Origin of the sequence: Desulfuromonas acetexigens (genome assembly GCF_900111775.1) — a bacterium.
Lineage (GTDB): Bacteria > Desulfobacterota > Desulfuromonadia > Desulfuromonadales > Trichloromonadaceae > Trichloromonas > Trichloromonas acetexigens.
Genome location: NZ_FOJJ01000023.1, coordinates 51,573 through 76,343 on the forward strand (window position 1 = coordinate 51,573; position 24,771 = coordinate 76,343).

General features: G+C 57.0%; 17 protein-coding genes and 1 pseudogene. 10 read left to right on the top strand and 8 right to left on the bottom strand.

The genetic code is table 11. The annotated features are described in order from the left end of the window. The first annotated feature begins 30 nt into the window (after positions 1 to 30). The 7 genes and pseudogenes from BQ4888_RS09255 to BQ4888_RS09285 all read left to right on the top strand — a co-directional run. Positions 31 to 267, top strand: a complete 237-nt coding sequence (locus tag BQ4888_RS09255; RefSeq protein ID WP_092056655.1) for a thioredoxin family protein — start codon at positions 31 to 33, stop codon at positions 265 to 267. 23 nt (positions 268 to 290) lie between these two features. Continuing rightward, the gene (locus BQ4888_RS09260) at positions 291 to 653 is read left to right on the top strand and encodes a thioredoxin family protein (protein WP_092056657.1); all 363 of its coding nucleotides are present in this window, start codon (positions 291 to 293) and stop codon (positions 651 to 653) included. 40 nt (positions 654 to 693) lie between these two features. Beyond that, positions 694 to 1,392 (top strand): cytochrome c biogenesis CcdA family protein, encoded by a 699-nt coding sequence (locus BQ4888_RS09265; protein WP_092056658.1) that lies wholly within the window; start codon positions 694 to 696, stop codon positions 1,390 to 1,392. Between the two features lie 31 nt (positions 1,393 to 1,423). Further along, positions 1,424 to 1,801: a DUF2703 domain-containing protein gene (locus BQ4888_RS09270; protein ID WP_092056660.1), complete on the top strand. Its 378-nt coding sequence runs from the start codon at positions 1,424 to 1,426 to the stop codon at positions 1,799 to 1,801. Between the two features lie 76 nt (positions 1,802 to 1,877). Next, complete coding sequence (locus BQ4888_RS09275; RefSeq protein WP_092056662.1) at positions 1,878 to 2,297, top strand: arsenate reductase ArsC; 420 nt, start codon at positions 1,878 to 1,880, stop codon at positions 2,295 to 2,297. Positions 2,298 to 2,447: 150 nt separating this feature from the next. Continuing rightward, the gene (gene arsB / locus BQ4888_RS09280; protein ID WP_092056664.1) at positions 2,448 to 3,503 is read left to right on the top strand and encodes an ACR3 family arsenite efflux transporter; all 1,056 of its coding nucleotides are present in this window, start codon (positions 2,448 to 2,450) and stop codon (positions 3,501 to 3,503) included. A 120-nt stretch (positions 3,504 to 3,623) separates the two neighbouring features. After that, a pseudogene (locus tag BQ4888_RS09285) lies at positions 3,624 to 5,072 on the top strand (dihydrolipoyl dehydrogenase family protein); the annotation flags it as partial. A 487-nt stretch (positions 5,073 to 5,559) separates the two neighbouring features. Here BQ4888_RS09285 and BQ4888_RS09290 read toward each other — a convergent pair. The 8 genes from BQ4888_RS09290 to BQ4888_RS09325 all read right to left on the bottom strand — a co-directional run bounded on the left by BQ4888_RS09290 (position 5,560) and on the right by BQ4888_RS09325 (position 18,604). Then, positions 5,560 to 8,814: a type I restriction endonuclease subunit R gene (locus BQ4888_RS09290; RefSeq protein ID WP_092056667.1), complete on the bottom strand. Its 3,255-nt coding sequence runs from the start codon at positions 8,812 to 8,814 to the stop codon at positions 5,560 to 5,562. After that, positions 8,811 to 10,319 (bottom strand): Fic family protein, encoded by a 1,509-nt coding sequence (locus BQ4888_RS09295; RefSeq protein WP_092056668.1) that lies wholly within the window; start codon positions 10,317 to 10,319, stop codon positions 8,811 to 8,813. The genes BQ4888_RS09290 and BQ4888_RS09295 overlap by 4 nt, the downstream gene beginning before the upstream one ends. Next, entirely contained in the window at positions 10,316 to 12,814 is a 2,499-nt protein-coding gene (locus BQ4888_RS09300) for a S8 family peptidase (protein WP_092056670.1), read from the bottom strand. The genes BQ4888_RS09295 and BQ4888_RS09300 overlap by 4 nt, the downstream gene beginning before the upstream one ends. A 6-nt stretch (positions 12,815 to 12,820) precedes the next feature. Next, positions 12,821 to 13,789 carry an AAA family ATPase gene (locus tag BQ4888_RS09305; RefSeq protein WP_092056671.1) on the bottom strand — a complete coding sequence of 323 codons (969 nt, stop codon included), beginning with the start codon at positions 13,787 to 13,789 and terminating at the stop codon, positions 12,821 to 12,823. Between the two features lie 171 nt (positions 13,790 to 13,960). After that, a complete protein-coding gene (locus BQ4888_RS09310) occupies positions 13,961 to 14,872 on the bottom strand; it encodes a Kiwa anti-phage protein KwaB-like domain-containing protein (protein WP_092056673.1) in 912 nt (303 codons plus the stop codon). Then, positions 14,869 to 15,432, bottom strand: coding sequence for a KwaA family protein (locus BQ4888_RS09315; RefSeq protein ID WP_092056674.1), 564 nt, complete (start codon positions 15,430 to 15,432; stop codon positions 14,869 to 14,871). The genes BQ4888_RS09310 and BQ4888_RS09315 overlap by 4 nt, the downstream gene beginning before the upstream one ends. Next, positions 15,429 to 16,493 carry a restriction endonuclease subunit S gene (locus BQ4888_RS09320; RefSeq protein WP_092056676.1) on the bottom strand — a complete coding sequence of 355 codons (1,065 nt, stop codon included), beginning with the start codon at positions 16,491 to 16,493 and terminating at the stop codon, positions 15,429 to 15,431. Before BQ4888_RS09320 ends, BQ4888_RS09315 begins: the two co-directional genes overlap by 4 nt. Further along, positions 16,490 to 18,604, bottom strand: a complete 2,115-nt coding sequence (locus BQ4888_RS09325) for a class I SAM-dependent DNA methyltransferase (RefSeq protein ID WP_092056677.1) — start codon at positions 18,602 to 18,604, stop codon at positions 16,490 to 16,492. Before BQ4888_RS09325 ends, BQ4888_RS09320 begins: the two co-directional genes overlap by 4 nt. A 208-nt stretch (positions 18,605 to 18,812) precedes the next feature. Between BQ4888_RS09325 and BQ4888_RS09330 the strand changes: the two genes are divergently transcribed. From BQ4888_RS09330 to BQ4888_RS09340, 3 genes are read left to right on the top strand one after another with little or no spacing between them, the layout of a single operon-like run. Beyond that, entirely contained in the window at positions 18,813 to 19,307 is a 495-nt protein-coding gene (locus BQ4888_RS09330) for a hypothetical protein (RefSeq protein ID WP_092056679.1), read from the top strand. Then, a complete protein-coding gene (locus BQ4888_RS09335) occupies positions 19,304 to 21,631 on the top strand; it encodes a site-specific integrase (protein WP_092056681.1) in 2,328 nt (775 codons plus the stop codon). Before BQ4888_RS09330 ends, BQ4888_RS09335 begins: the two co-directional genes overlap by 4 nt. Beyond that, the gene (locus BQ4888_RS09340; RefSeq protein ID WP_092056683.1) at positions 21,624 to 24,767 is read left to right on the top strand and encodes a tyrosine-type recombinase/integrase; all 3,144 of its coding nucleotides are present in this window, start codon (positions 21,624 to 21,626) and stop codon (positions 24,765 to 24,767) included. Before BQ4888_RS09335 ends, BQ4888_RS09340 begins: the two co-directional genes overlap by 8 nt. Positions 24,768 to 24,771 lie beyond the last annotated feature (4 nt).

Sequence of the window (24,771 nt, forward strand, 5' to 3'; positions counted from 1 at the left end):
CGTGCCCCTACCAACCAAAGGAGAAGAACCATGAAAAAAATTCAGATTCTCGGCAGCGGTTGCGCCAAGTGCAACGATCTCATGAACAATGCCAAGGAAGCGGTTAAGCAGTCGGGGGAAGAAGCCACGTTCGAGAAGGTCACCACTCTCAACGAGATCATGAAATTCGGCTGCATGACGACGCCGGGCCTGGTCATCGACGGCAAACTGGTCAGCCAGGGGAAGCTGCTCAAGCCTGAACAGATTCTGCAACTGCTGCGTTCCTGAAAACCCGGATAAGGAGATTTGTGATGATGCGAGCATTTGCCGCACGGATGGTTCCGTTTGTTGTTTTTTTGTTGTTTTGTGCCGGCACAGCGGGGGCCGAAGGGCTGCCGCGGCTGGTCGATCTGGGTGCGGATAAATGCATCCCCTGCAAGATGATGGCGCCGATTCTGGATGAGCTGAAAAAGGAGTATGACGGGCGGATGCAGGTCGAGTTCATCGATGTCTGGAAAGACCGGGCCAAGGCCGCCGAGTACGGGGTGCGGATGATCCCCACCCAGATTTTTTACGATGCCGCAGGCAAGGAGTTGTTCCGGCGCTCGGGATTTATCGGCAAGGAAGACATCCTCGCCCAATGGCGGGAACTGGGCTACGAATTCGACAAATAGGCTCCAGACGGCCATTTGATTCCCCATAAGGAATTTTCCCATGGAATCCCTGTTCATCGCCCTGAGTAACGCCGTCACCGGAGCCCCGCTCATCGCCCTTTCCGCCGCCTTACTCTGGGGGATTTTAAGCGTGGTCCTCTCCCCCTGCCATCTCGCCAGCATCCCCCTGATCGTCGGCTTCATCAACGGTCAGGGGCCGATGACCACCCGCCGGGCGTTTCTCATTTCCAACCTCTTCGCCGTCGGCATTCTCATCACCATCGCCCTGATCGGCGTCATCACGGCGGCCGCCGGGCGGATGATGGGGGATCTCGGCCCCTGGGCAAACTGGTTCGTGGCGGGGATCTTCATCCTGGTGGGATTGCACCTGCTCGATTTCATCCCCCTGCCCTGGTCCGGTCCGGGCGGCGTCGGCATGGCCCGCAAGGGCATGCTTGCGGCCTTTCTCCTCGGTCTGATCTTCGGTATCGCCCTCGGTCCCTGCACTTTCGCCTACATGGCGCCGATACTCGCCGTCGCCTTCAGCCAGGCCGCCGACAACATGGCTTACGCGGCAAGCCTGCTTCTCGCCTACGGCCTCGGCCATTGCGCGGTCATCGTCCTGGCCGGGACCTTCACCGAAGTCATCCAACACTACCTCGACTGGAACGAGAAATCCAAAGGCGCCGTCATCCTCAAGAAGATTTGCGGCATTCTCGTCATCGCCGGCGGCGCCTGGCTGATCTACAGCGCGCCTTAAGTTTTTCATCCCCTTCACGCGGAGCCGATTTATGAAAAAGTTGAAGATCGAATGGCGGCATTTTGAAACGGGCGGACAAACCTGCGACCGTTGCGGCGATACGGGCGCGTCGCTGCGGCGGGTCATCGAAGAGCTCGCGCGCACAGAGGGCGTCACGATCGAGTACCAGGAATCCCACCTGCTGGCGTCGTCCATCGCCCAGTCGAACATGGTCTTGTTCAACGGTGTTCCGCTGGAGGAGTTGCTGGACGGAGCCGAAGTTTCGAGCAACGAATGCTGCTCCTGCTCCTGTCTGATCGGCGAGGATACGGAATGCCGGACGTTGCTTTATCAGGGCAAGACCTATGAGGACATCCCCGAGGAACTGATGCGCGAGGCGGCGCTGAAGGCCTTGCGGGATTCGGCCTGATGGAAAATCCGCGCGGCGACGAGGCCAAGTATTTCCTGGAACTGCTGCCGAAGGGGCAGCCTTGAAGGAGGTTGGAGTGAAGAAAGTTTTGTTTCTCTGTACGGGCAATTCCTGCCGCAGCCAGATGGCCGACGCCCTGGTCAATCACGATTTCGCCGGACGCATCGAGGCCTTCTCCGCCGGCACCGAACCGCATGGGCTCAACCCGAAAGCGGTCCAGGTGATGATGGAACTCGGCATCGACATCTCCGGCAACAGCTCGGACCACATCAGTAAATATGAAGGCGAAACCTTCGATTACGTCATCACCCTCTGCGGCGATGCCAACGAGAAATGTCCGCTCTTCTTCGGCGGCGTGCAGCGGTTGCACATGGGCTTCGAAGACCCGCCGAAAGCGACCGGTACGGAAGAAGAAGTCATGGCCGTCTACCGCCGGGTGCGGGACGACATCCGCCGCACCATGCGGGAATTTTTCGACAAAGAGCTGGCGGCGTAATTCCCCAGCCTGCCCAATGCGTAGGATGCGGTGACGAAGGAACCGCATCATTCCGACATTGGCATCCAATGCGGTTCGCTTCGCTCACCGGCATCCTACGGCCAAATCCGATAACATGACACCGGGACCCGCCCCGACAAGGAAATCCCCATGACCGTTATTTCCAAACGCCTCTCCTTTCTCGACCGTCATCTGACCTGGTGGATCTTCGCCGCCATGCTCCTCGGCGTGGGGCTCGGCTGGCTGCTCCCCGGGGTCAAGAATTTCGTGGATTTCTTCACCGTCGGCACCACCAACATCCCCATCGCCGCCGGGCTGATCCTGATGATGTATCCGCCCTTCGCCAAGGTGCGTTACGAAGAACTGCCGGACGTCTTCCGCAACAAGCGAATTCTCGGCCTGTCGCTGGTGCAGAACTGGGTCATCGGCCCGATCCTCATGTTCATCCTCGCCGTCATCTTCCTCCAGGGCTATCCCGAGTACATGGTCGGCCTGATTCTCATCGGCCTCGCCCGCTGCATCGCCATGGTCATCGTCTGGAACGAACTGGCCGAGGGGAGCACCGAATACGCCGCCGGCCTGGTCGCCTTCAACAGCATCTTTCAAGTGCTCTTCTTCAGCGTATACGCCTGGTTCTTCATCAGCATGCTGCCGCCCTTCTTCGGCCTGGAAGGAGCGGTGGTCGCCATCACCATCGGCGAAATCGCCGAAAGCGTCTTCATCTACCTCGGCATCCCCTGCATCGCCGGGGCGTTGACCCGCCTGATCGGGGTCAAAATCATGGGCAAAGAACGCTACCACGCCGTGGTGGTGCCGAAAATCAGCCCGATCACCCTGATCGCCCTGCTCTTCACCATCGTCGTCATGTTCAGCCTGAAAGGGGAGCTGATCGTGCGGATTCCCCTCGACGTGGTGCGCATCGCCATTCCCCTGTTGATCTATTTCGTGGTCATGTTTCTGGTTTCTTTCTGGATGGGGAAAAAGGTCGGGGCGGACTACAGCAAGACCACGACCCTAGCCTTCACCGCCGCCAGCAACAACTTCGAGTTGGCCATCGCCGTCGCCATTGCCGTCTTCGGCCTCAACTCCGGCGCCGCCTTCGCGGCGGTCATCGGGCCGCTGGTCGAGGTGCCGGTAATGATCGCCCTGGTCAATGTCGCTTTTTGGTTCCAGCGTCGCTATTTTGGTGAAGAAGCGGGATACTGAGATTCGCCAGCCACCGGCGCCAACGCACGCCCAGCGTTCCCCCTCGCTCCACGGGGAGCTTCCCGCCTGTGCCCTGCAAAGGAAGACCAGATCATGGGAAAAAGCGAGAAACCCGACACGTACCCGAAGCCGAAAAGTTTCGATTACAACCTGGTCGTCCTCGGCGCCGGTTCCGCCGGACTGGTGGCCAGCTACATCGCGGCGGCGGTCAAGGCCAAGGTGGCGCTGATCGAAAAGCACAAGATGGGCGGCGACTGCCTGAATACCGGCTGCGTGCCGAGCAAGGCGCTGATTCGCTCGGCCAGGCTGCTGGCCTACGGAAGACGGGCCGAGGAATTCGGCTTCCGCAAAACCGTGACCGAATTCGAGTTCGCCGAAGTGATGGAGCGGGTACAGCGGGTCGTGAAAAAGGTCGAACCGCACGACTCGGTGGAGCGTTACACCGGGCTCGGCGTCGACTGCTTTCAGGGCGAGGCGCGCATCACCTCCCCGTACACGGTCGAGGTGGCCGGCCGCATCCTGACGACGCGCGGCATCATCGTTGCCACCGGGGCGGTTCCCTTCGTCCCGCCGATTCCCGGACTTGACCAGGTGGACTATCTGACCTCCGACAACCTCTGGCAATTGCGGGAACTGCCGAAACGACTGCTGGTTCTCGGCGGCGGGCCAATCGGCTGCGAAATGACCCAGGCCTTCGCCCGGTTCGGCGCGCAGGTGACCCAGGTGGAGCAGGCAGCTCGGATCATGGGGCGGGAAGATGGGGATATCGCCGAATTTCTCCGTGAGCGTTTCGCGGCCGAAGGCGTCAAGGTCTTAACCGAGCATGCCGCCAAGCAGGTTGTGGTGGAAGACGGCGAGCAAATTCTTATCTGCGAACACCAGGGGCGACAGGTACGCCTCCCCTTCGACCGGATTCTCGTGGCGGTCGGCCGCCGGCCTCGGGTGGAGGGTTTCGGACTCGAAGATCTCGGCGTTCAACTGAGCGAGCGCGGCACGATCGAAACGGATGCCTTCCTGCGTACCAACATCCCCAACATCTTCTGCGCCGGGGATGTCGCCGGCCCCTACCAGTTCACCCATACCGCCGGGCACCAGGCATGGTACGCCGCGGTGAATGCCCTGTTCGGCGATTTCAAGAAATTCCGGGTCGATTACCGGGTCATCCCCTGGTGTACCTTCACCGACCCCGAGATCGCCCGGGTCGGTCTCAATGAAAACGAAGCCAAAGAGCGGAAAATCCCCCACGAAGTCACCCGATTCGAACTGGCCGAGCTTGATCGCGCCATTACCGAGGGAGAAGATAAGGGCTGGATCAAAATCATCACGCCGCCCGGCAAGGACAAAATTCTTGGCGTCACCATCGTCGGCACCCATGCCGGCGACCTGCTCGCCGAATATATCCTGGCCATGAAGCACGGCATCGGCCTGAACAAGATTCTCGCCACCATCCACCCCTACCCGACCCTGGCCGAAGCCAACAAAATGGCGGCCGGCGCCTGGAAAAAGACGCATGTGCCGAAAAGGCTCCTGGCCTGGGTGGAAAAGTTCCACGCCTGGCGGCGGGGTTGAAAGCGAGAAGCGGCGACAACCCATGGTACGATTTGGGCACCGTGGAAATTCGACCGGGGATGACGTAGACGTAGGAATGGCGCGAGAAGGCCAAGGGCCTCAAGAACGGGGACAGGAACTGCAAGCACCTGAAAGAAAACGAAAAAAGGCCCGGTCAACTGACCGGGCCTTCGTTATTTTTTTGGAGCGGGAAACGAGATTCGAACTCGCGACTTCAACCTTGGCAAGGTTGACGTTTGGTCTTCAACGAATGGGCTTAAATGACATAGAATGCCGCAAAAACGATACATTACAGCTTTCCGTTGAACACTCTACGTCATTCTGGACCATATAAAAACAGAAAAGTACCGCCGACGTTGGGCACAAAAATCCAAAAGTCGATGGGAAATTTTTCGACTTCCCCCCTGCTGAAAAAGGCGGTGCGGAAGGTGCCGTCGCACGATTTCGGCGGGTCAAGGATTAATCATCATGGGGGGGGCTGGACAACCTATGCCAAGCTGGCCATGCTGGCGTAGTAGGGTGACGGCACCGTTGGGTACGCCCGGAACACATGCACGAAAACCGCCTCTGTCTTGTCCCGCACGTCCTCCTCAGAATAGGTTTCCGGCAACCCGGTTTGTTCGCTCCAGAGATAATCCTGAATCGTCAGACGGACCGCGTCCCGGGTGGATTCCTTGTCTCGCCAATGATTGATCCGCAGTTTTTCCGCCTTGAGTGTTTCGAGGAGATCGACGGCGACTGCCTTGATGCGTTTGATGTCACCGGACGTCAGATCCGGCTTCCTCAGTAAGTCGAATACGGCGAGACTTTCCTCATTGAGCCCTTCCCGCACGGCACGGCTCTCCTCATCGTCCATCTTTCCCATTATCTGCAGAAGCTCTTCAAAGGTCTTCTCGATGGTCACCCGATCCTTCTCGCGGTTGTACTTGGCAACAATCTCCTCGTAATGCCTTTGGAAATCGGTCCGCAAAGGATTCTGCTGCAGCAGACGCTGCAAGCGTTCTTCGATGGCGGTTTTCAGATTTTGCACGGTGGTGCGTTTGGCCGGGCTGCGCTCAAACTCCCGGCGCAACCGCTCGAAATCGATCTTGCTGATGTCATAGACACCTTCTGCGATTTCAGCGGGACCCTCCCTAACCTCAATCGCTCCATCCACGACCTGATGCAGTTGACGGATGATATCGGTGATATCCGCCTGCTCCCGGTCCTGCTGCAGGCTTTTATAGACGATGTTGATGGCGTCGAAGTCGTCCCGGCAAGCATTCACGCCTTCGATGGTGATGCAGGCTTTGAATTTCGAAAATACCGCCCGGCACATCACCTCGAAGCGTTTTCTCGTCTCGTCGTTTTCGTTCGCCGCCTCCTTGGCGGCGAGAATCGCGGCATTTCGGGCAAATCCGCTCTGCCCGATAATTCCATCCAAAGACGCGCTTCGCTCTTCCAGAAAGGCCCTGACAAAGGCAATCGCTTCACGAAGATCGGCCAGCAGTTCCTCATCGGGCTTGGCCGGTTCGGTCTCGCCGCCGTTGCCACCGCGTCCGTCATCACCCGTTCCGGCAAAGGTCGCCAGCGCCTTGCGCAGGTTTTTCAGGATGCCACAGTAATCGACGATCATCCCGTTGTTCTTGCCCTCGTTGACCCGGTTCGCCCGAGCAATGGCCTGCATCAGGGTGTGCGCCTTGAGCGGCTTGTCCAGGTACAGGGTGGAGAGGCTGGGGACATCAAAGCCGGTCAACCACATGGCACAGACGATGGCAACGCGAAACGGGTGTTCCTCGGCCTTGAACGCATCGTCCAGCGACAGCCGTTGCATGTTCTGGAACTGCGGCTGCTTCCGCATGGCCTCCGGCAGGTCGATGCCTTCCTTGATCAGACGGCGGTGCGGGGTGATGTCCAGATCCCATTTGCGGAACTTCTCGACCTCGCCCTGTTCCTCGCTGACCACCACCGCCATCTGCGTCCGGCGCATCCACTCGATCTGACGTCGCCGGTACTGTTCGTCCTGCTCGTCCGTGGCCTGGGGCAACTGCGCTTCCAACTCGCCGATTCTCTCATTCCAATAGAACTCGACCAACTTGTGCATGCGAACGCAGGTGATCTTGTCGATGCAGACCAGCATCGCCTTGCCGGTTTCCCAGCCCAAAGAGTAGTGCTGCACAAAATCGCGGGCCACTTGGTCGAGACGTTTCCCGGCCGTGATAATGTGGTAGTCGCGCTTGAGCTCCTGCTCCAGGCGCTGCTCCACATCGATATTGCCCGTCTCCAGTTCCTCCAGCTTCTCGGCAATCCGCTCGTTCAGATCGCCGACCGCCACGCCGAGTTTATCGCCACGCGCATCGTAATAGAGCGGCACCGTGGCCTTATCCTCCACAGCCCGTTGGAAATCGTAGGTAGAGACGTAATCGCCGAACACCCGCCGGGTGATCTCGTCGTCCTTAAAGAGCGGCGTGCCGGTAAAGCCGATATAGCCGGCGTTCGGCAGGGCGTTGCGCATGTTGAGGGCCAGGGTGCCGTACTGGGTGCGGTGAGCCTCGTCGGTGATGACGATGAGGTCGTCGCGCCGGGAATAGGCCTCGCCTTCGCTAACTGTCTGATTGAATTTCTGGATCAGCGAAAAGACATGCGACTTGTGCTGGGCCAGCAGCTGGGCGAGATGGCCGCCGCTCGCGGCCCGGCACGGGTCGCGGTCGTTATCCACCACGCCACAACCGGCGAAGGTCTTGTAGATCTGCGTGTCCAGGTCGTCGCGGTCGGTGAGGATCAGAAAGGTGAAGTTGCCCCCCAGCTTGCGATGCACCTTGCGGGTGAAGAGCACCATGGAATAGCTCTTGCCCGAACCCTGGGTATGCCAGAAAACCCCCAGCTTGCCGTCCCGGCCTTTCCTGTCGCGGACCGCCGCGATGGCCCGGTTGACGCCCAGATACTGGTGATTGCGGGCCAGAATCTTCCGCGATTCCCCGGCCGAGTCGTCGAAAACGATGAAGTTTTCCACCAGGTCCAGGAAATTGGCTTTCGCGCATACACCCTTGAGCAGCGTCTCCATGGCCACGACACCCGGCTGATTCTCGGCCAGTCGTTTCCACTCGTGGAAATGTTCGAACCGACTGGTGAGCGAGCCGAGTTTGGCGTCCACTCCATTGGCCAGCACTACCACGGCATTGTGATGAAACAGATGCGGGACGGTGTCCTTGTAGTCCAGAAAGTTCCGCTCGTAGGCGGCGCGGATATCCTTGCTGACGTTCTTCAGCTCCATGAACAGCAGCGGCAGGCCGTTGACGAACCCGAGGATGTCCGCCCGGCGGCGGTACAAATCGCCCCGTACCCACAGTTCCCTCACACAGAGGAAATGATTGTTTTCGGGATTATCGAAATCGAACACCCACAACCGCCGGCGCTCCCGCTCGCCCTTGGCGTTGCGGAAAGTGACCTGCACCCCGTCCTTGATCAGTTCGTACTTCTCGCGGTTGGTGGCGGCCATGGTCTGCGTGGCGGAAACCGTGACGATCTGGCGGATGGCGTCTTCATAGGCCGTGGCAGGCAGCCCGGGATTCAATTCTTCGATTTTGGCCCGCAGGGTGCGGGTCAACACCACCTCGCGATCCGATTCCCGGCCCAGCAGGCTATCCGGTCCGAAATCCTCATTGTTGTAGGCGTACACCGACTCCCAGCCCAGTTCCTGTTCCAGGTACTCGGCGGTGGTCTGCTGAACGAGGGTGTCTTCGGTGTAGGGTGCGGGCGTCATTTCTCGCCCCCCTTTAACATCTGCTTGCCGTTGTTTGTCAACCGGTACCTCTGTTTACTGCTGGTGGGCTTTTCGGGCAAGGTCAATTCGATCAGGCCGTTTTCAAGGGCTGGGTGCAGATAGTTACTGCGAAACGTAGGACGATGGCTGAGATTCAGTGCCTCCCGAAGTTCTCCTGATGATTTCTCTCCGTGCTCAAGCTCGCGCAACAACCGAACGACTGGGTCGGCAAACTGGGTCGGTGACTGGGTCGGTGACTGGGTCGGTGACTGGGTCGGTGACTGGGTCGGTGACTGGGTCGCGTTGCCCTCTCTTCCGTTTCGACTTGGACCCGGCTTGGTCCCGACTTGGGCTTCCAATTGGGCCTGGTCTGATTCTGCTTGTCTGCCTTCGGGCAACTCCGGCCTGGGAAAGATCACGGTAAACCAATGCTCCGACACCTCAATTTGCGGTTCGGCAACACCGTACTCCCGACAGAGGTTGCGGATGCGCTTGATGCCCGAACCGATATGTTCCACCGCTTCCATGCGGTGCAGCATGGCAAAGAGCAGGGGATTGCGCGGGATGCTCTTAATGCCGAGATCGGCCTCAGTCATCCCGGCGGGCAGGCCGCCGGGGCTGACGATCTCAACCCGGTCCTTGAAGATATAGACCTGCACATTTGCGGTGGAACGGTAGTCACGATGAGCCAGGGCGTTGACCACCGTCTCGCGCAGGGCCTCCTCCGGCAGTTCTGGACGCTCCTCGCGCTTCACATGCTTGATGATGTACTCCACGTTGATCTTGGAAAGGATGTAGGCCACCGTCTCGTCGATCATGGAATAGACATCGCCATGAAAACCGCGCCGGTCGAGGATGCGCACCTTGTCGGTCCCCATGAACAAGGCGCCGGCCACGTCGCCGCTGACATTGAATTTGCGGATATCCCGCGCCAGCAGCCAGGACCCGGCATGGGTCATTTTGCTGTCTCTGATCAGATGCAGGTTTTCCAGAGCCGTGAGCGCCTCCATATCGGCAGGAATCCTCGCCCGGCGGCGAAAGCGCTCCCAGACCTCGTCGGTCAGATCTTCCGCCAGGGAAAACCGTTCGCAGGGTGTTTCATCGAAATGGATCAACCCCTCCTTGTAGAAAAACTCGCGGATCTCGGAACGAGTCATCTGCTGCGACGACGCCCCTTCACGGATAAAGAACTTGCCGCCGAAGGAGTAGGGTTTGCTGTGCTGGGCCGGCACCTTGACCACCAGCACCTCGCCGACACTCTCGATCTCCACCGCAATCGGCGGCTCGGCCGACCGGGCGACGGCCTGCACCTCGGACTTGAGCCGGTTGTGATCTTTCACCCCGAAAATCTCCCCCGCATCCGTGACCCCGATCAGGATCACCCCGCCGGTGGCATTGGCAAAGGCGCAGATCTCCCGGCCAAGGTTCGAGGTACCGGAACGCTTGAACTCGGTGGTGAAGCCTTCGCCGAGGGCGAGGAGATTGTGGAGGTGTTTTGGCGTCACACCGTCACCTCCACAGGTATGCCCAGTTGAACGGCGACCGGCGTGTAAATATCGACGCTTTCATCAGGCGTATGAAGCGAGACGAGCAGAGAATATCGGGCTCGCCGGTCCCATCGGCCAAGCCACGTCCGCTCGCGCCACCAGCCGATCACCGGATAAACCCCGATCAAATTACATGACGCAATATCAGCAGCCGTGCCCTTCCAGATATCGGAATGAACAGAACCTGTATCGCGACTGTTTGATCCAATAAGCCACCGCTCACTACCACTTTCTGTGTCTGGTCTTCCTTCCCCTTCATCACGAGCAGCTTTGTTCAGTCGCTTTATGAAATTTTCTTCGGTCTCTCCCTGACTATTCAGGCCAAACCGCAAACCAAAGGAAGCGTATCGGTATTTGTCCTTCCAGCCAACTTCGCCCGGTCCCGGCTCGATAAAGTAGGAAAGCGTAACGCGCAGAGCCACCGGCATCTCTCCTCTTTCGAGCAAGACCTCACGCGGCCAGGGAAGCCGGTGCAGATGCATATCCTTGGTCGAACAATCGGAGCGGCCTTCTTTCTTGGTGTAGGGCTGAATCTCCGCTTCAGAAATGAGCGTAAGTGAGTTCGACGCGCAGGCCAACGCCTTGGCAAGGTTGGGGACCCCATATCCACAGATACGCAGCAGCCGTCCATAATCGGACTTGGAATATTCCCCCCGGCCATTCGCGTTCAGGAATTGTCGTTTCATGGCAATCGGCCATTCGGCCGATTGGATCATCAGTCCTCTAATCGTTTCCGGCCACGCCTCAGGATACCGCGCCTGTATCTGGGCTGCCATCCAGGCCGCCTGAGCTGCAGCGGCACTGGTCGCATTGATCGCGTCGAACTGCCTCTGGGTCGGCTGATGTCCCGTCGATAGCAGTGAGAGATCGTCATGTTCGCTGATGAAACCATCGGGAGCGTGGGCAACATTTCCGCCCTCAAGTACAATGTCCGGTTTGACAGGCCATTTCCCTTCCCAATTGTGTGAGGTGGAGCTGAAGGGTGACAACTCACCCGGTTGGGCCAGCGGGACATGATTTTGAAGGTCCGGGTCCGCAAGAATGGCTTTTTCCGTGTATGCGCCCACGGTGAGGGCATTCCAGGACTGGCCGGGGTCACAAACGGAATACCCCAAATTGCTTTGTGGATAGTCGGCCCAAATCTGCTGTTCCTCGATATTCCCCGCTGAAACGATGAAAAGACGCCTGGTGTCGTCGTCATACCCGGAGGTGAGTTTGTCGATGGCCGCCGACCACGAAGAAGGCCGCCCCTGGTCGCGCCCATCTTCAGAGGTCACCGCCATACAACCAATGCGATTTCGTTCCGGAGCCTGGATTGCGGCGCGGTACATACCCTGGATGGTGATGTCGCCGTACAGGTCCGGGTCGTTGGCCCCTCGCGGAGGAAGTATCTTCGCTGACTCCAAACAATGATCGACCCGGAGTGGATGGCTGTGCTGCAAGACATCCGTCAGGTCGCCGAAGGCGGCGACTCCGCACATCAAGGTGCCATGGCCTTTATCATCGTTGACACCCCAGCCGGGTTCCACCGCGTGACAATCGGCATCGGCAAGAACGGGCCGGAGTAGCGCGTGCCCGTTGTTGGCCCCGGTATCGAGGACGCACACGGCCACCGTGGCATCGGGATTGACCCGCAAACGGGAACGCAGATCGTTCACCCATTCCGTCTGATCCCGATTCTCCAATTCGAGAAAGAACCGCGCGGTCTCCTTGGCTCGTCTGAATTCGGCGATATCGGGGCTGGACTCGATCAAGTTGGCGAGCTGCTCCCGGGTCGACCTGCCGAGCAGCACCGTTCTTTCAGGAAAACGAAGCGATCGCGCCTGCACGTTTATGTTCAAGGCGGCAGCGGTCTCCCGAAAACGCTGCTCGATATCGTCATCCGTTCCCTGTAGCCAGATTTCGCACCAGACCGCCGTCGTCCCCTGTGGTAACAGGCGCAGGTCGTCGCGCCAGAAGGATTCCAGAACTGCCAGCCTTAGGTCTTCGATGCTCCGCATCAGCGTCGCATGCGTACGTTTGTTACCCCCGGATTCATTCTGGGCGTATTCGTTGATTTTCTTGAGGAATTTTTCTTGCTTACCCGAGGGAATGAAAACGGTTGCCCGGGTGATCTCCTGTGTAGGATCAGTCTCGGCGCGGATGGTATAGACGTTGAGAAGGCGTATCCCGGCACCTCGGTCTTCGAGACTCTTGGTGACTAGATCGTATCCCGGCGCTCCTTCGAACTCGACATAAACGCCATCCCTGGTCGGCATCGATACCGCCGTCCGGGATTCTTGCTGCTCTCTTGCCCTGGCCCAGATGGCGGCCCATTGATTCTGCAGCTTGGTGCTATGCGATTGACGATTACGCTCGGGGATATCCTTTTGTGGACCACCGCCACGAGGAGTCGTAAATTTATCGGTTTCCTGTGTATCGCGCAGAAAAATATGGGAATGCTCTGTAGCCATGCGATCTTACCCCCTCGTGGACGCCTTATAGGCGGATCGTCTCTCCTGAAGCATTTGCTTGAGCAGCGTCGCGGTCACGGTTTTGCGGTCGGCGAGAATCGTCTCCTTGATCGCGTCGTCACAGGCCTGGGCGATCTCGGCATGGCTAAGCGATTCAGCAATTTTGGCCGAGGTTTCAAGCTGCATTTTCTTCGAGCGGAACGACCCCAGACGGTTCTCGATCAACCGTTCGATCTCGGCCTTTTCCGGCAGGTGGTAATGCAGCACGTCGTCAAAACGCCGGAAAAGCGCCTGGTCCAGAATGCGGGGATTGTTGGTTGCCGCCACGATCAGGCTGTCCGAGCTGTCCCGCTCGATGAACTGAAGAAATGCATTGAGCACCCGGCGCATCTCGCCTACGTCGTTTTCACGACTGCGCTCACCGCCGATGGCGTCGAATTCGTCAAACAGATACACTCCCCGGCGCTCCTGAATGACATCGAAAATCTGGCGCAACTTGGCGCTCGTCTCACCCATGAACTTGGTGACGATCTTGTCCATCATAATGGTGAAGAGCGGCAGGCCTAATTCCCCAGCCAGGACAGCGGCAGTCAGGGTTTTGCCTGTTCCCGGCGGTCCAGCGAGCAGGATCTTTCGCCGGTGAGACAAGCCGTGCTTTTCAAGTTTTGCCTTCTGCCGGTATTCACGCAAGATGCGCTCGATCCTCCCGCGCATCTCATCGGATTGCACAAGCACCCCAAGACGTTCCTTGGGCTCCGAGGTCAACACCATGTGATCCAGATCCGGTGTGAAAGGAATTACCCGGACTGGCCGTGCCTTGGCCTTATCGACCAGAGTTCGTATCTCGTGAGCCAGGCTCTGATGCCCCTGTTTCGCTTCATGGGCGGCAACCTGCAGCGCAATAGTGAAGAACTGCTCTGGATGATCGCTTAAATGAGAGCGGATGAGGGATTTGATTTGTTCGGCGGTTGCCATGCTACGCATTCCCTCCTGTTGTATTGCTGTCATCTTTCATACCGCCACCTCCCCGTTCATCAGTTGGAGGTTCACCACTACTGGTGGTGTAAGCAAAGGCGCATATTTCCCGCACTTGGCTCGAGTGCCAGAGCGCTTGAACTGGGCGGTGTTTGTTAATATCCCTTGAGTTCATGAAGCTTCCTTACGAAGGCGTGTTCGACTCGGTGCCCGGTATTGTTCCGGTTCATCCGGCACAAGTTTTACCTCGTAGCGACGGCGATCAAGCACTTCCAAAAAACCCATGATGTCTCGTCCATTAACGATAAGCTCTTCCCCGTTTATAGTAATATCAACTCCAGTTGCACCACACGCATCAATCAGGTGTTGCCTATCGATCTTGGCGACTTCCTGCTGTGAACGGATAGAAGCAAGGTATCGGGCGGCACGGGGATGGGTGGTAGCGTACTGCTGAATACCGCCAAACTGTACGAAAGGCAGGTCTGCCTGAAGCGTTGCAACATTGCCAACAACAGCGGCAAGAATAGCCTCCTGCAGTTTTCCGGCAAATTCAAAGCCGCTTGGACGTAAGATATTGATTCTCTGGCTATCAATCAATAAATCGAAGTCATTATCCAACTTGAAAATTTTATCGCCCACTATCCTCAGGGCATCCCCACTTTGCCAAATCAAGCGGCTTTTCAATACACCCTTGAATTGGGTTGATCGCCTTACTGCCGTGAGGTATCGGCCCTGGTTATCAGTGAACTTTGCGAAATAGCAAAACATTGCCTCTGTATAATCAAGGGAGTTCTGATCAATATCCAGGTTGACTGCCTCGTGCAGGTTCCTCATACGCACAGCCAATTCGTCATCAAGCGGAAGATATACATGTTCGCAGCCAGAGTGCTTTTCTGAAGGTTCATAGCGGACCGGATCATTGCTCAGTTGCCGCATGGTCGCCCAAGTTTCCGCGGCCATCTCACCAAGTGCAGTCTGCACAGCCTCATCCACCATCACGCAATGAAAGGCGTGTTCATCGCCATCGTCCCGCCCTACGCCAAACTGCACCGTCCGGATGGCATTCAACTCAAAATCCATCATTCCCCTCCTGATTCAAAGTAAACCGTATTGCTCAAGCGATAAGCGTCGATTTGTTCTCCACCAGACACAGCGACACGTTTCGTAATCAAAACAACGCTGGTTTTACCGCTCAGCGGGTTGTCGTTTGTTTTCGGGTAGATCGTGAAGACATGGAAGCCAAACGCCGCGAACAGGATGTTCATGTAATGAAGATTCAGGTGCCAGAACAGGAAAACGATAAAGCCTAGCGCCACCAATACCGCTGCAAGGTCGCGCCAAGCACTCAAATCAGCGCTGTAAAAGGGCAGCAACATGGCAAACAGGTAAACCAACAAGTGATCTCGATGGTCCTCTACCTTGCCAACCACGATGGGGCGAATCTGTTTTTGTTTTCTCGCGATCACGATACGCCGCCAAAGATACAAAGACGGCGCAATAACCATGAAGAGACAAAACCCAAGAAACCAATACTCGGGTATCAAGCTGTTGCCGCGTACCGCCCATAATATGAACAAGGGCGAGATACTGCTCAACACCATCATCAACCGGGCCAACCTGAGACCCTCTTTGACTGGCTTCATACCACCACCTCCCCGTTCATCAGTTTGGGCAGGAGGAGGTCGCGGGCTTTGACAAGTGATGCATTCTGCCGCTTCAACAATTCCATCTGCTGATGCAGCGGCGATACCGTCTCCTCGAACAATCGAAGAATCTTCTGATCTGCGACCAGAATTGAACGACTGTGGGCAAAATCGCGATTCAATCCGGGAACAGCAACATCCGTGCTGATGAAGGTCATCTGTTGCAGAGCGTAGTAGAGGAAGAAAGAGCAAAGCTCCGAGTCGATGTAGTACACCGTATCGATGGGGTGGCAATCGTCCGGTGACCAGTACACGCTGCCGACATTACCTTTTCGGCCGACGATGATGGTGGGGCCAGGCACGAGGGCTTTTGTGTGGGTCCCAACAATCCCGCTTGAGCCATAGACCGGAAACGGCCCGGGAACGCGATCGTCGTTCTTCAAGGCTTTACCGTATTTCAGGGGGGCAATAGCCCCCAACGGCTTCTTCTCCCACCCCTCCGGCACGCCGTCGATGATTTGGGTGTGTTCGTGGCCGGGGAAGCGGAGGTGGACGAACCATTCCTTGTAGAGCAGCCGCGCCGCCTGCTCCAGCAACTGAATTCGCCGCCGGTTGTTCTCGATCAGGTCGTCGTAGGCCGTGATGATGCAGGCAATGCGTCTTTGAGCCTCAACAGGTGGTAGCGTAATGCTGTAAGCGCTAAGCGAATCAATGGTTATCTGAGCTTGTGCAGCCCCAGTGTTGAGTTTTTCTTTTAGAGGTTCACGGCCGAGTCGGTACAGTAGAAACTTTTTATCTACAATTCCTTCATCGTGATCCAGTACGATTGAAAGATTTGTAATCCAAGATTTTTCGGGTGACATTTTGACGTCTCCCGTACCCCCCACACCTCTTGCAACAACGATGACGCGCGGTTCGTCATACAGGTACTCCTTGGCGCATCCCGTAATTCTGTATCCACTGAAAATCGGGTATCCCTCGTCAGCTACGACATTGCTGGGGGGGATCTTGCCGTACTTCATTCGACAGATATCGCCCAATTTATAAGGAGTTAAGTTCATACCCCCAACTCCTCAAAATTCTTTTTGATCGTCGCAGCCAGTTGCACGGCCTCGGCGTTCAGATCCTCCAGCTCCACATGGATGTCGCGCAGGGCCTCCTCGAAGTCGAAATTCTCGTCCTCTTCTTCCGGCGCGACGCCGACATAGCGGCCGGGGGTGAGGCTCCAGTCGTTGGCCTCGATCTCGGAGCGGTCCACCAGTTTGACCAGCCCTTCCACATCGCGAAGCTCGGCCTCAGGGAAGCGTTCGGTGAGCCAACGGGCCTGTTTCCAGAAGTAGCGCACCTGCTTGAGCTGTTCCACGGCCAGGGCGCGGGCCTCGTCGGCGGCCTTGCGGGCGCGGGTGATGTCACGGCCCGCCCAGGCGTCGCTGTCGCGGGCGGCACACTCGTTTTCGCAGGTTTCGATCAGGCGGTAGGCGAGCTTGTAGAGCAGGTCGGTCTGCTTGACCAGGTCGCGGCTGGTCTCGGCCAAGGCTGCGAGGCGGTCCACGGCCTTTTTCAACTCGCCGTTGGTCGTCTTCTGCTCTCCCCACGCAGACTGCTGTTCGGTGACGGACTGCCGGAACGCCTCCACGTCCGCCTTGAACAGCGGGATGGCCTCATCTAGCTCCTGTAGGGGCGATTCATGAATCGCCCCTACGTCCAGGGTTTTGATGAATGGTTCAACAGCGCTACGCAGCGTGTCCAGCGCACCGATAAAATCCGGCAGAGGCTCGACCTCTTCACCATCGTCATCTTTCATGGTGAAGCAGGCCGCCCCCTCGGCCAGCATGCGTTGGCAGTAGCCCGCCACCAGATCGAGATAGCGCCCGGTCTCGCCCCGATAGAGCCAGACGGTAGCCAGCAGGTTCTGCTCCTGCTCGGGGGAAAAGTCGAAAATCTTGCGGGTGACCTTGCGGTAGATGTTGCGGGCATCGATCATCAGCACCTTGTCGCGGTGCGCTTCCGGCTTGGCGCGGTTGAGGAACCAGAGCTCGCAGGGGACGGTGCGGGTGTAGAAGAAGTTGGAGCGGATGGCGACCATGACATCCACGTCGCCGGTCTCCACCAGCTTCTGACGCACCTTGGCCTCGTCCCGCCCGGCACTGGAGGCCTGGGACGACATGACGAACCCGGCCCGACCCTGTTCATTGAGGTAGCTGTAAAAATAGCTGATCCAGACGTAGTTGCCGTTGCTGACCTTGCCCTTCTTGTTGACGCCGGGCAGGCCGAAGGGCAGGCGCGGGTCGCTCTTGACCTTGTCGGCATCGATTTCGTCCACGTTGAAGGGCGGATTGGCCATGACGAAGTCGGCCTTGCGCAGCAGTTCGTGCGGGTCTTCGTAGTAGGTGATCGATTTCTGGATGTCGCCTTCCAGGCCGTGGACTGCCAGGTTCATCTTGGCCAGGCGGATGGTGGTGGCGTTCTTTTCCAGGCCGTAGAAGGTGAGCTTCTCGGTGGGATTTTCGTGCCGCCGCTCGACCACCCGGGCGCTCTGCACGAACATGCCGCCCGAGCCGCAGGCCGGGTCGAGGACCGTGCCGCAGGTCGGTTCGATGACGTTGGCGATGAGCGAGACCAGCGACACCGGGGTGAAGAACTCGCCACCGTCGTGGGCCTTCTGGTCGGCGAACTGGGTCAGGAAATATTCGTAGATGCGCCCGAAGACATCGCCGGAGACGCGCTTGAGCTCCTCAGGATTGAGGGTGCGAAGCAGCTGGCCGAGCACCGCGTTGTCGAGCTCCTGATATTCGCTCTTGGGCAGCACGCCGCGCAGGTTCTCGTAGTCGGCCTCGATGGACTCCATCGCGTCGATGATCGCCTTGGCGCGGTCCGCGCTGTCGGGCAGGGCCACCAGAGTATCGAACTGAGCCTTGGGCTGCAGGAAGATGGCGCTCTTCTGCGAGAAATCCTCCTTGGTCAACGGCCGGGTCTTGCCGCCCCGTGTCGGCAGGCCCGCCTCGATGGCATCCTTGACGCCAAGATAGCGGCTATAGGCATGGCGCAGGAAGACCAGGCCCATAACCGGCATGAAATATTCGTTGCTGGCATAGTTGGAGTTGGCCCGCAGGGTGTCCGCCGCGCTCCAGAGCCGCTTTTCAATGGCTTCGATATGTTCAAGCTGGGCCATGCTTACGCTTCCTTCCCAAAATACGCTTTTACGATAGCGTCATCAAATTAACAAGAACAAACAAAAGGCTGGCCACCCCTTCCGCAACGACCCGCTGAAACAACGATCCTCGAAAAAGGAGGCAAAAAGGGCCCTTATCGTAACACGATAATGAGAATTTCCATTGTCTAATCGACCTCAATAGCCACCACACTGGAGGAGGATGACGATGGAAATACACAGGGTACCGATCCAAAAACTGCGCCGCCATGAGGGATATAAATCCTACGGCGCGACGATGGCGAAAACCGACTATCTGCTGCGTGACCCAGGGCTCATCCAGCCGGAAGCTATCGAGGTCGTGCTGGAAACACTGCCGATCGTCGCGATTCGACAGGGACGATCATGGGAATACATTTCCGGGCATCGCACATTCATCGTAGCGGGAAGCGTACTGGGAGTCGAAGCCCAAGTGCCGATCCGGGTAATCAGAAATCCGGGAGCACAACGAATCCGTCTGTACATCGCAGCCGACATCATGGCATCCTCGATAATCACCGGCATCTCCCGGAAGAGTGATCTGGGCGAGCTGTTGACCGAGCTGCGGCGTCGGGACAATGTTACCCACGAGAAGCTCTTTGTTGCTTCTACACAAAAGACCTTTGCGTCGGCTCTCAGCGCGACCAAAGAGACGGTTTTTCGTAGCAGAAAGGCAAGACGATGACCAGAGACCAGATCACAAAAACGCTACTAGGAGAAGGTTTTCCCGCTAGTAGTATCGATAGCTTTCTTTCGTTGATTGATCTTCCCGAAGGCGGTGATGGCCTCGATCAAATCCTGAAGTTTTTTCCTGAGCTTTTGGATAAAATCGCGAGCTTTGGCCTCCATTACCGGGACTTTCAATACGATCGACAATGGCTGGATATGGCTACAACGCTCGCCTCGCTGATGCAGCCCCCCACTGCCGTAACATATCGAGACCAAAAACGGTCCCCCCTCTGGGGCCTATTTCAAAGCCACGCCGTCTATGTAGCGATTTGGACCATATTACAAGGTCCGAGGGAAACTACGGCGTACATAGAATTGCTTGCCCACGTGGTTATATCGACATCCATCATAAGAGAAAAGGCAGAAAAGAGCCCGGAGTACCGCAATGTACTGGTGACTGCCCCCGGTGCATTAAGAAAGGCTTTCGAGGCATCCACCTCTTTGTCGGGGATAAATCTACATTTTTCCCCCACAGTTCTACGAAAAGCAATCCTCAATTCCTTCTTGGCCGAGGCTCTGGCGCCGGTATGCACATTATTAAGCTATATCTACACGAAATCGGCGCCTCGCCGCGAGGGCGGCGAGAGGAGGGCGACCACCTATCGTCATCGATTGACTTCTAGCACATACGATGACCTCGGTCTCGACGAAGAACAGTTGCAGGGAACTACGCAAATCACCCTGATCTCACGGCGCCGTGAAGACCCGGACGAGGAAGAAATGCTCCTTGCGGAGGGCGAAATCAGTCACTACCCCGATATGATCGCCGCGAGCGAGCCGAGGCAACAGCTACATAGTCTGACCCAGAGCATATTATCTTCACAGCGCGCGGCGCGTACCGCCTTGGTCAACCACAATCAAGCCCTGCCCCACCACTGGCGAGGATTGACCCAGTATGAAATCATGAGGTTGTGGTCTGCCATCGATTGGCTTAGTCGCAATCAGACATCGAACGCTAAAACAGCCAATCCAAACGATGTCCTAGCCACGACGATGGCGGCAATGCTTCTGTGTGGGAAATCGGCAGATGAGGCAGCCGGCATGATGATCTACCATGGCGACCCTCCCGACCACCCTCGGCCCGGCCTGCTACATCGCCATGGTCAATGGTACTGGGTCAGTGTCCCCTATTCGGTCGACTATGGCGATGAGACACCGAAAGGCACATGCCTGACATTGCCCCTGCCGCAATGCACCTATGCGGTTTTTCAACATCTGGCCCTGTCTTACTCTGACACCATCGGTGCCTTGACGAACATCTCCGCGCTGCAAACGGACATACAGACAATTATTACTAGAATCAATAACAAGTACGGAACAAGGCTAACCAGAGAACGAGTAAGCCATTATCTTTTTGAGCAAATCCAAAAACAGGAAGGTGCCGATGTCGCCAGCGCCATGTACATCACCGGAAAATCGGCCTATCTCGGCACGGTCGTATCCCACTACACCAGACAGGCCGGAACCCGATTGACATCAATCTACATAAAAGTCTGGGAGGGAATTTTTCCCGAGCATCCTGCAGACCTTCCGGGAAAGCACCTCCCCCAAAATCCAGACATAGGTTCTTCCAGAGTCCCAAGCCGGGAAGTCATCCAATCGCTCGTGGAACAGCTCAAAGCAAAAATCCGTACACACCAAGAATCCTATAAAAAAGACAAAGACCATAGGAATCTGATCCAATGCCACAATGCCCTGACTCGTTATACTGCGACCTACATCGCTTATGCCACAGGTATTCGCGCGGTGACGCACCCGTTCCCAAATGAGGAAAATATCGACCATGAAACGGGCTTCTGCGTCATCAACGACAAAGATAGTGACGACAACTATCACACACGCCTCATTTGGCTCCCCCCCGGCTGCCACAACCAATACCTCCTCTACCGAACCCACTCGAAACTCGTCGCCTCGATCATGGTGAACATCAGAAGTGACTTTTTTACCAAAGCGCAAGACCGGTTTTTCTTTCTCGACGAAAATGGGAGTCCGGCGGCTATCAGCCCAAAGAGACTTTATGACTTTTCCGACCTGCCGACGCCAATCTCCATCGCGGAAAATGGGAACCGCCACATGTTGCGGTCATGGCTATTAGTACGCGGGGTATCGCCGGAAGTCATAAACGCGTTCCTAGGGCACTGGTTCCTCGGCGAAGAACCATGGGCACAGCATTCTGCGCTGTCCCCCCATCAGTACCGATTGTCATTATCTAGTCACGTGCAAGAGCTTCTCGATCATCTCGGGTTCGAGCCGATTGAAGGAGTCGCAAAAAATGACTGACATGGGCTTCGACGACTCTGCTTGCGCGAATCACGACATATGGCTGGATCTCGTCCCCAGCACCGGATCGCCCGATACCGTGATACAGATCCATCGCGAGGTGTTGGACCTGATGGCGCGTCATTACCCGGATGCCCACGCCGGCCAAGGAGGCGTCTGCCTCAACCGCGAGCAGGTCGAGGAATTCGCCGACCTCCTTCAAGCGAATGTGGACACAGACGTGTATTTCCATAGGATCTACTTTTTCCGGCGGCTACTGGAGTACGGCCGCAACAACCTGCAATGGACAGTGCATCTCCCCTCTGTCCCCTACCTCACCCGACGACCGAAAAACCGGTACCTTCCTGGGCAGTTTCACGTCGCGGAAGCAAACACGATCGCCGAGGCCATTGTGCAGGATCTGCGCAATCCGGCGCCCCCCACGTCCGCAGCCCGTTACGGACAGATCCTGCTCAGCGCCATGCTCTATGGCGGCATGCTGCATGTGTCGAATCTACGGGCTCTGGTCACTAATTTACCGAGTGCATGCGAGACCGCCGGCCATAACCTCGTGGTCCCGCTGAAAACTCCCGACAGCGCGGATCGACATAATCTGTGGTTCGCCGACCCCGTAACCCAAGCCCTGATCCAGAGGTGGTGGCGCGACCACCAGAGCGATCATCCGTTTGTTGGGGAAATCCGCCACCCGGACCAGGCGATCAAGACCTATCTGCGGCATATAGGGATTGGATCGACTCTTTCGGTCGCGGACTTACGACAACAATGTCATCACCGGCTGGCCCTGAGAATCCCCCCCGTCCTCGTCGATTACGGCCGAGGACTTGTCGACTCCGTATCCTTGCCCCAGGCCACCTGGCAGCGCCTTCACACCGGCCTGGCTTTGAATCGCCAGGCATCAGCAACCGATTCAGATGGCACGTCAATGCCGGCCATACCTGTCACTGTCATTTCCGGACATCCATCTGACCTAGAAAAATCTCGTCAGATTGGTTATTGGCGTGCATTGCAGCGCAAAATCGCCAAACGCGCTAAGTCCGGTACACATGCAGCTTTCAGAGCCGAGATAGAGTCGTACTTACACCAACATGCGGGGAAACTCCTCCCCTCCCTGGATTACATCCTCCGCTGGGGAATTGACCTTGTAACCGTGACAAAGAAACACGAACTAATCTACTACCCAGGGAGGGAGAAGGGCCAGTTGCGCGCCGCAAGCGCTCTGAGTTACATGGCGGACGTGGCCATCTACCTGATCACGAGCGCCGTAGACGAGGATCTCGTGACCATGGATGCGGAGGAACTCCATGATCTCTACGCCGACGCAATTGCCCTTTGCCCCCCCTCGCCGAAAGCTCATCCCCATGACCTGATCGCGCAACGCTGCGCGGAGGCATTGCAGCGCTTCCACGGCTTTTTGCAGTTTGGGTTCGGTGCCCCTCCGGTGGATTTTCACGACCTGGTGTCGTCGCATAACGGCAGAATCAATGTGGACGCCAATGTCATCAGCTACACCGAATATGAGCAGCTGCAACAGGTCTTGTTTCCCGGGCAGACTGGCGACACCCGGCAGAAAATGCGCTCGCTCATCGCCATGCTGGCGTTCCGGTGCGGGCTACGCCGTGGCGAATGCCTGAGGTTGCGGCTGTGCGATTTTCACCCCGGCTCCTGTCCTGAACTGCTGGTCCGCAATAGCCGCTACGGCCGGACCAAATCCTCGTCATCCGTCCGGCGACTGCCGCTCCATGCCCTGCTGAGCGACGACCAACTCCAAAACCTGAAGGACTGGGTTGACTACCGTGCGAGTGTGGTCGGGAGTGCTCTTCCCGAGGCTCTGATGTTCGATGTCCCGGATCCAATCGGTGTCGAAAAGGCCCTGATGACCCCAATAAGAATGGCTTTGCACCAGGTGACGGGCGACACCACCCTGCGATTCCACCATCTTCGACACTCCTTTGCCACCTGGACTCTGTTGCGCCTGATGATTCCCGATTTGCCGCAACAGAGAACCCCCTTCGCCCAACACGACGATTTCGAGCTCGACGCCTGCCAAAACTTGCGCAAGCAACTGCTCCACAATCGATCGGCCGGGCGACAACTGCTCTATGAACTGGCTCGCCTTGTGGGGCATGAATCTCCGGAGACCACCCTGAAGCACTATGTCCACCTGCTGGACTGGATACTCGGACAGAGCCTGGCAGCAGAACACTGCGAGCCCCAAGTATCCGCCGCCGCCATATCCTCCCTGACCGAACTCAGCTGGACGCAAATTTACTATCAGGAAAACAGCGAAAGCGGTTCCGGAAGTGAATCCGGGAAATTTCGGCTCTCCCAATATGTATCGCGGAGCAACAGACTGCCTCATCCCTACGTATATTCGCTGCGGAAACCGCTCCTCGCCCCCCTTGCCGGCCAGGTGTCGGTTCAGCTCATCGATTATGTGCAGATGTATCAAGTGATCCCCAAGGTTCTTGCCGCCCTGGCGGCCAACAAACCGGTTGATGGGGTTGCCAATAGTCTCAACCTATCGATGGAGACGTTTCACCAATGGCACAGAGTCGCGAACTGGATCCGAACCCTGAAAACGGACGTCAACAAACCTCGGCATCTCAATGTAGCGACTGCCTCAAAGGGAATTTCTGTCTTTCCCGGTCCCTGCAAGACGAAGACAGAAAAAGCAATGGAGAAAAAGGTCTTTTTTCATGGCTGTAAGCTCGTCAGGGCCGAAAAAGACAACCTAATGGAGTTTCTGCTGTACTTCTTGCGGAATTACCATATCAGTCACAAGGCGATCCGTTATGACAGCGATGTTTCCCTGAAAAAGGCTGTCGAAACATTGCGATCACTGGGGATAAAACGGGAAGAACTCATCGTTTCCGTCGACTATCCTGAAGCCAACGCTTTCGATGCGGCAAAGAACAATAGAGCCCTTGACAACTACCTTGGAAATTCCGCCACTGTGGTCCAAGGAAAATCGAATCCCGGAACAATCAGAAATAAGCGTTTCGACATGAAAATCATCGATCCGGACGACAGTAGAGCCGATCCAAAAAATGGGACTTACTATGCCAATTATGGGTTCCGGTCGGCGATATACCTACTGGCGATATTGTTGCTGACCGATCAGGATCTCGTCCCATGAAAAA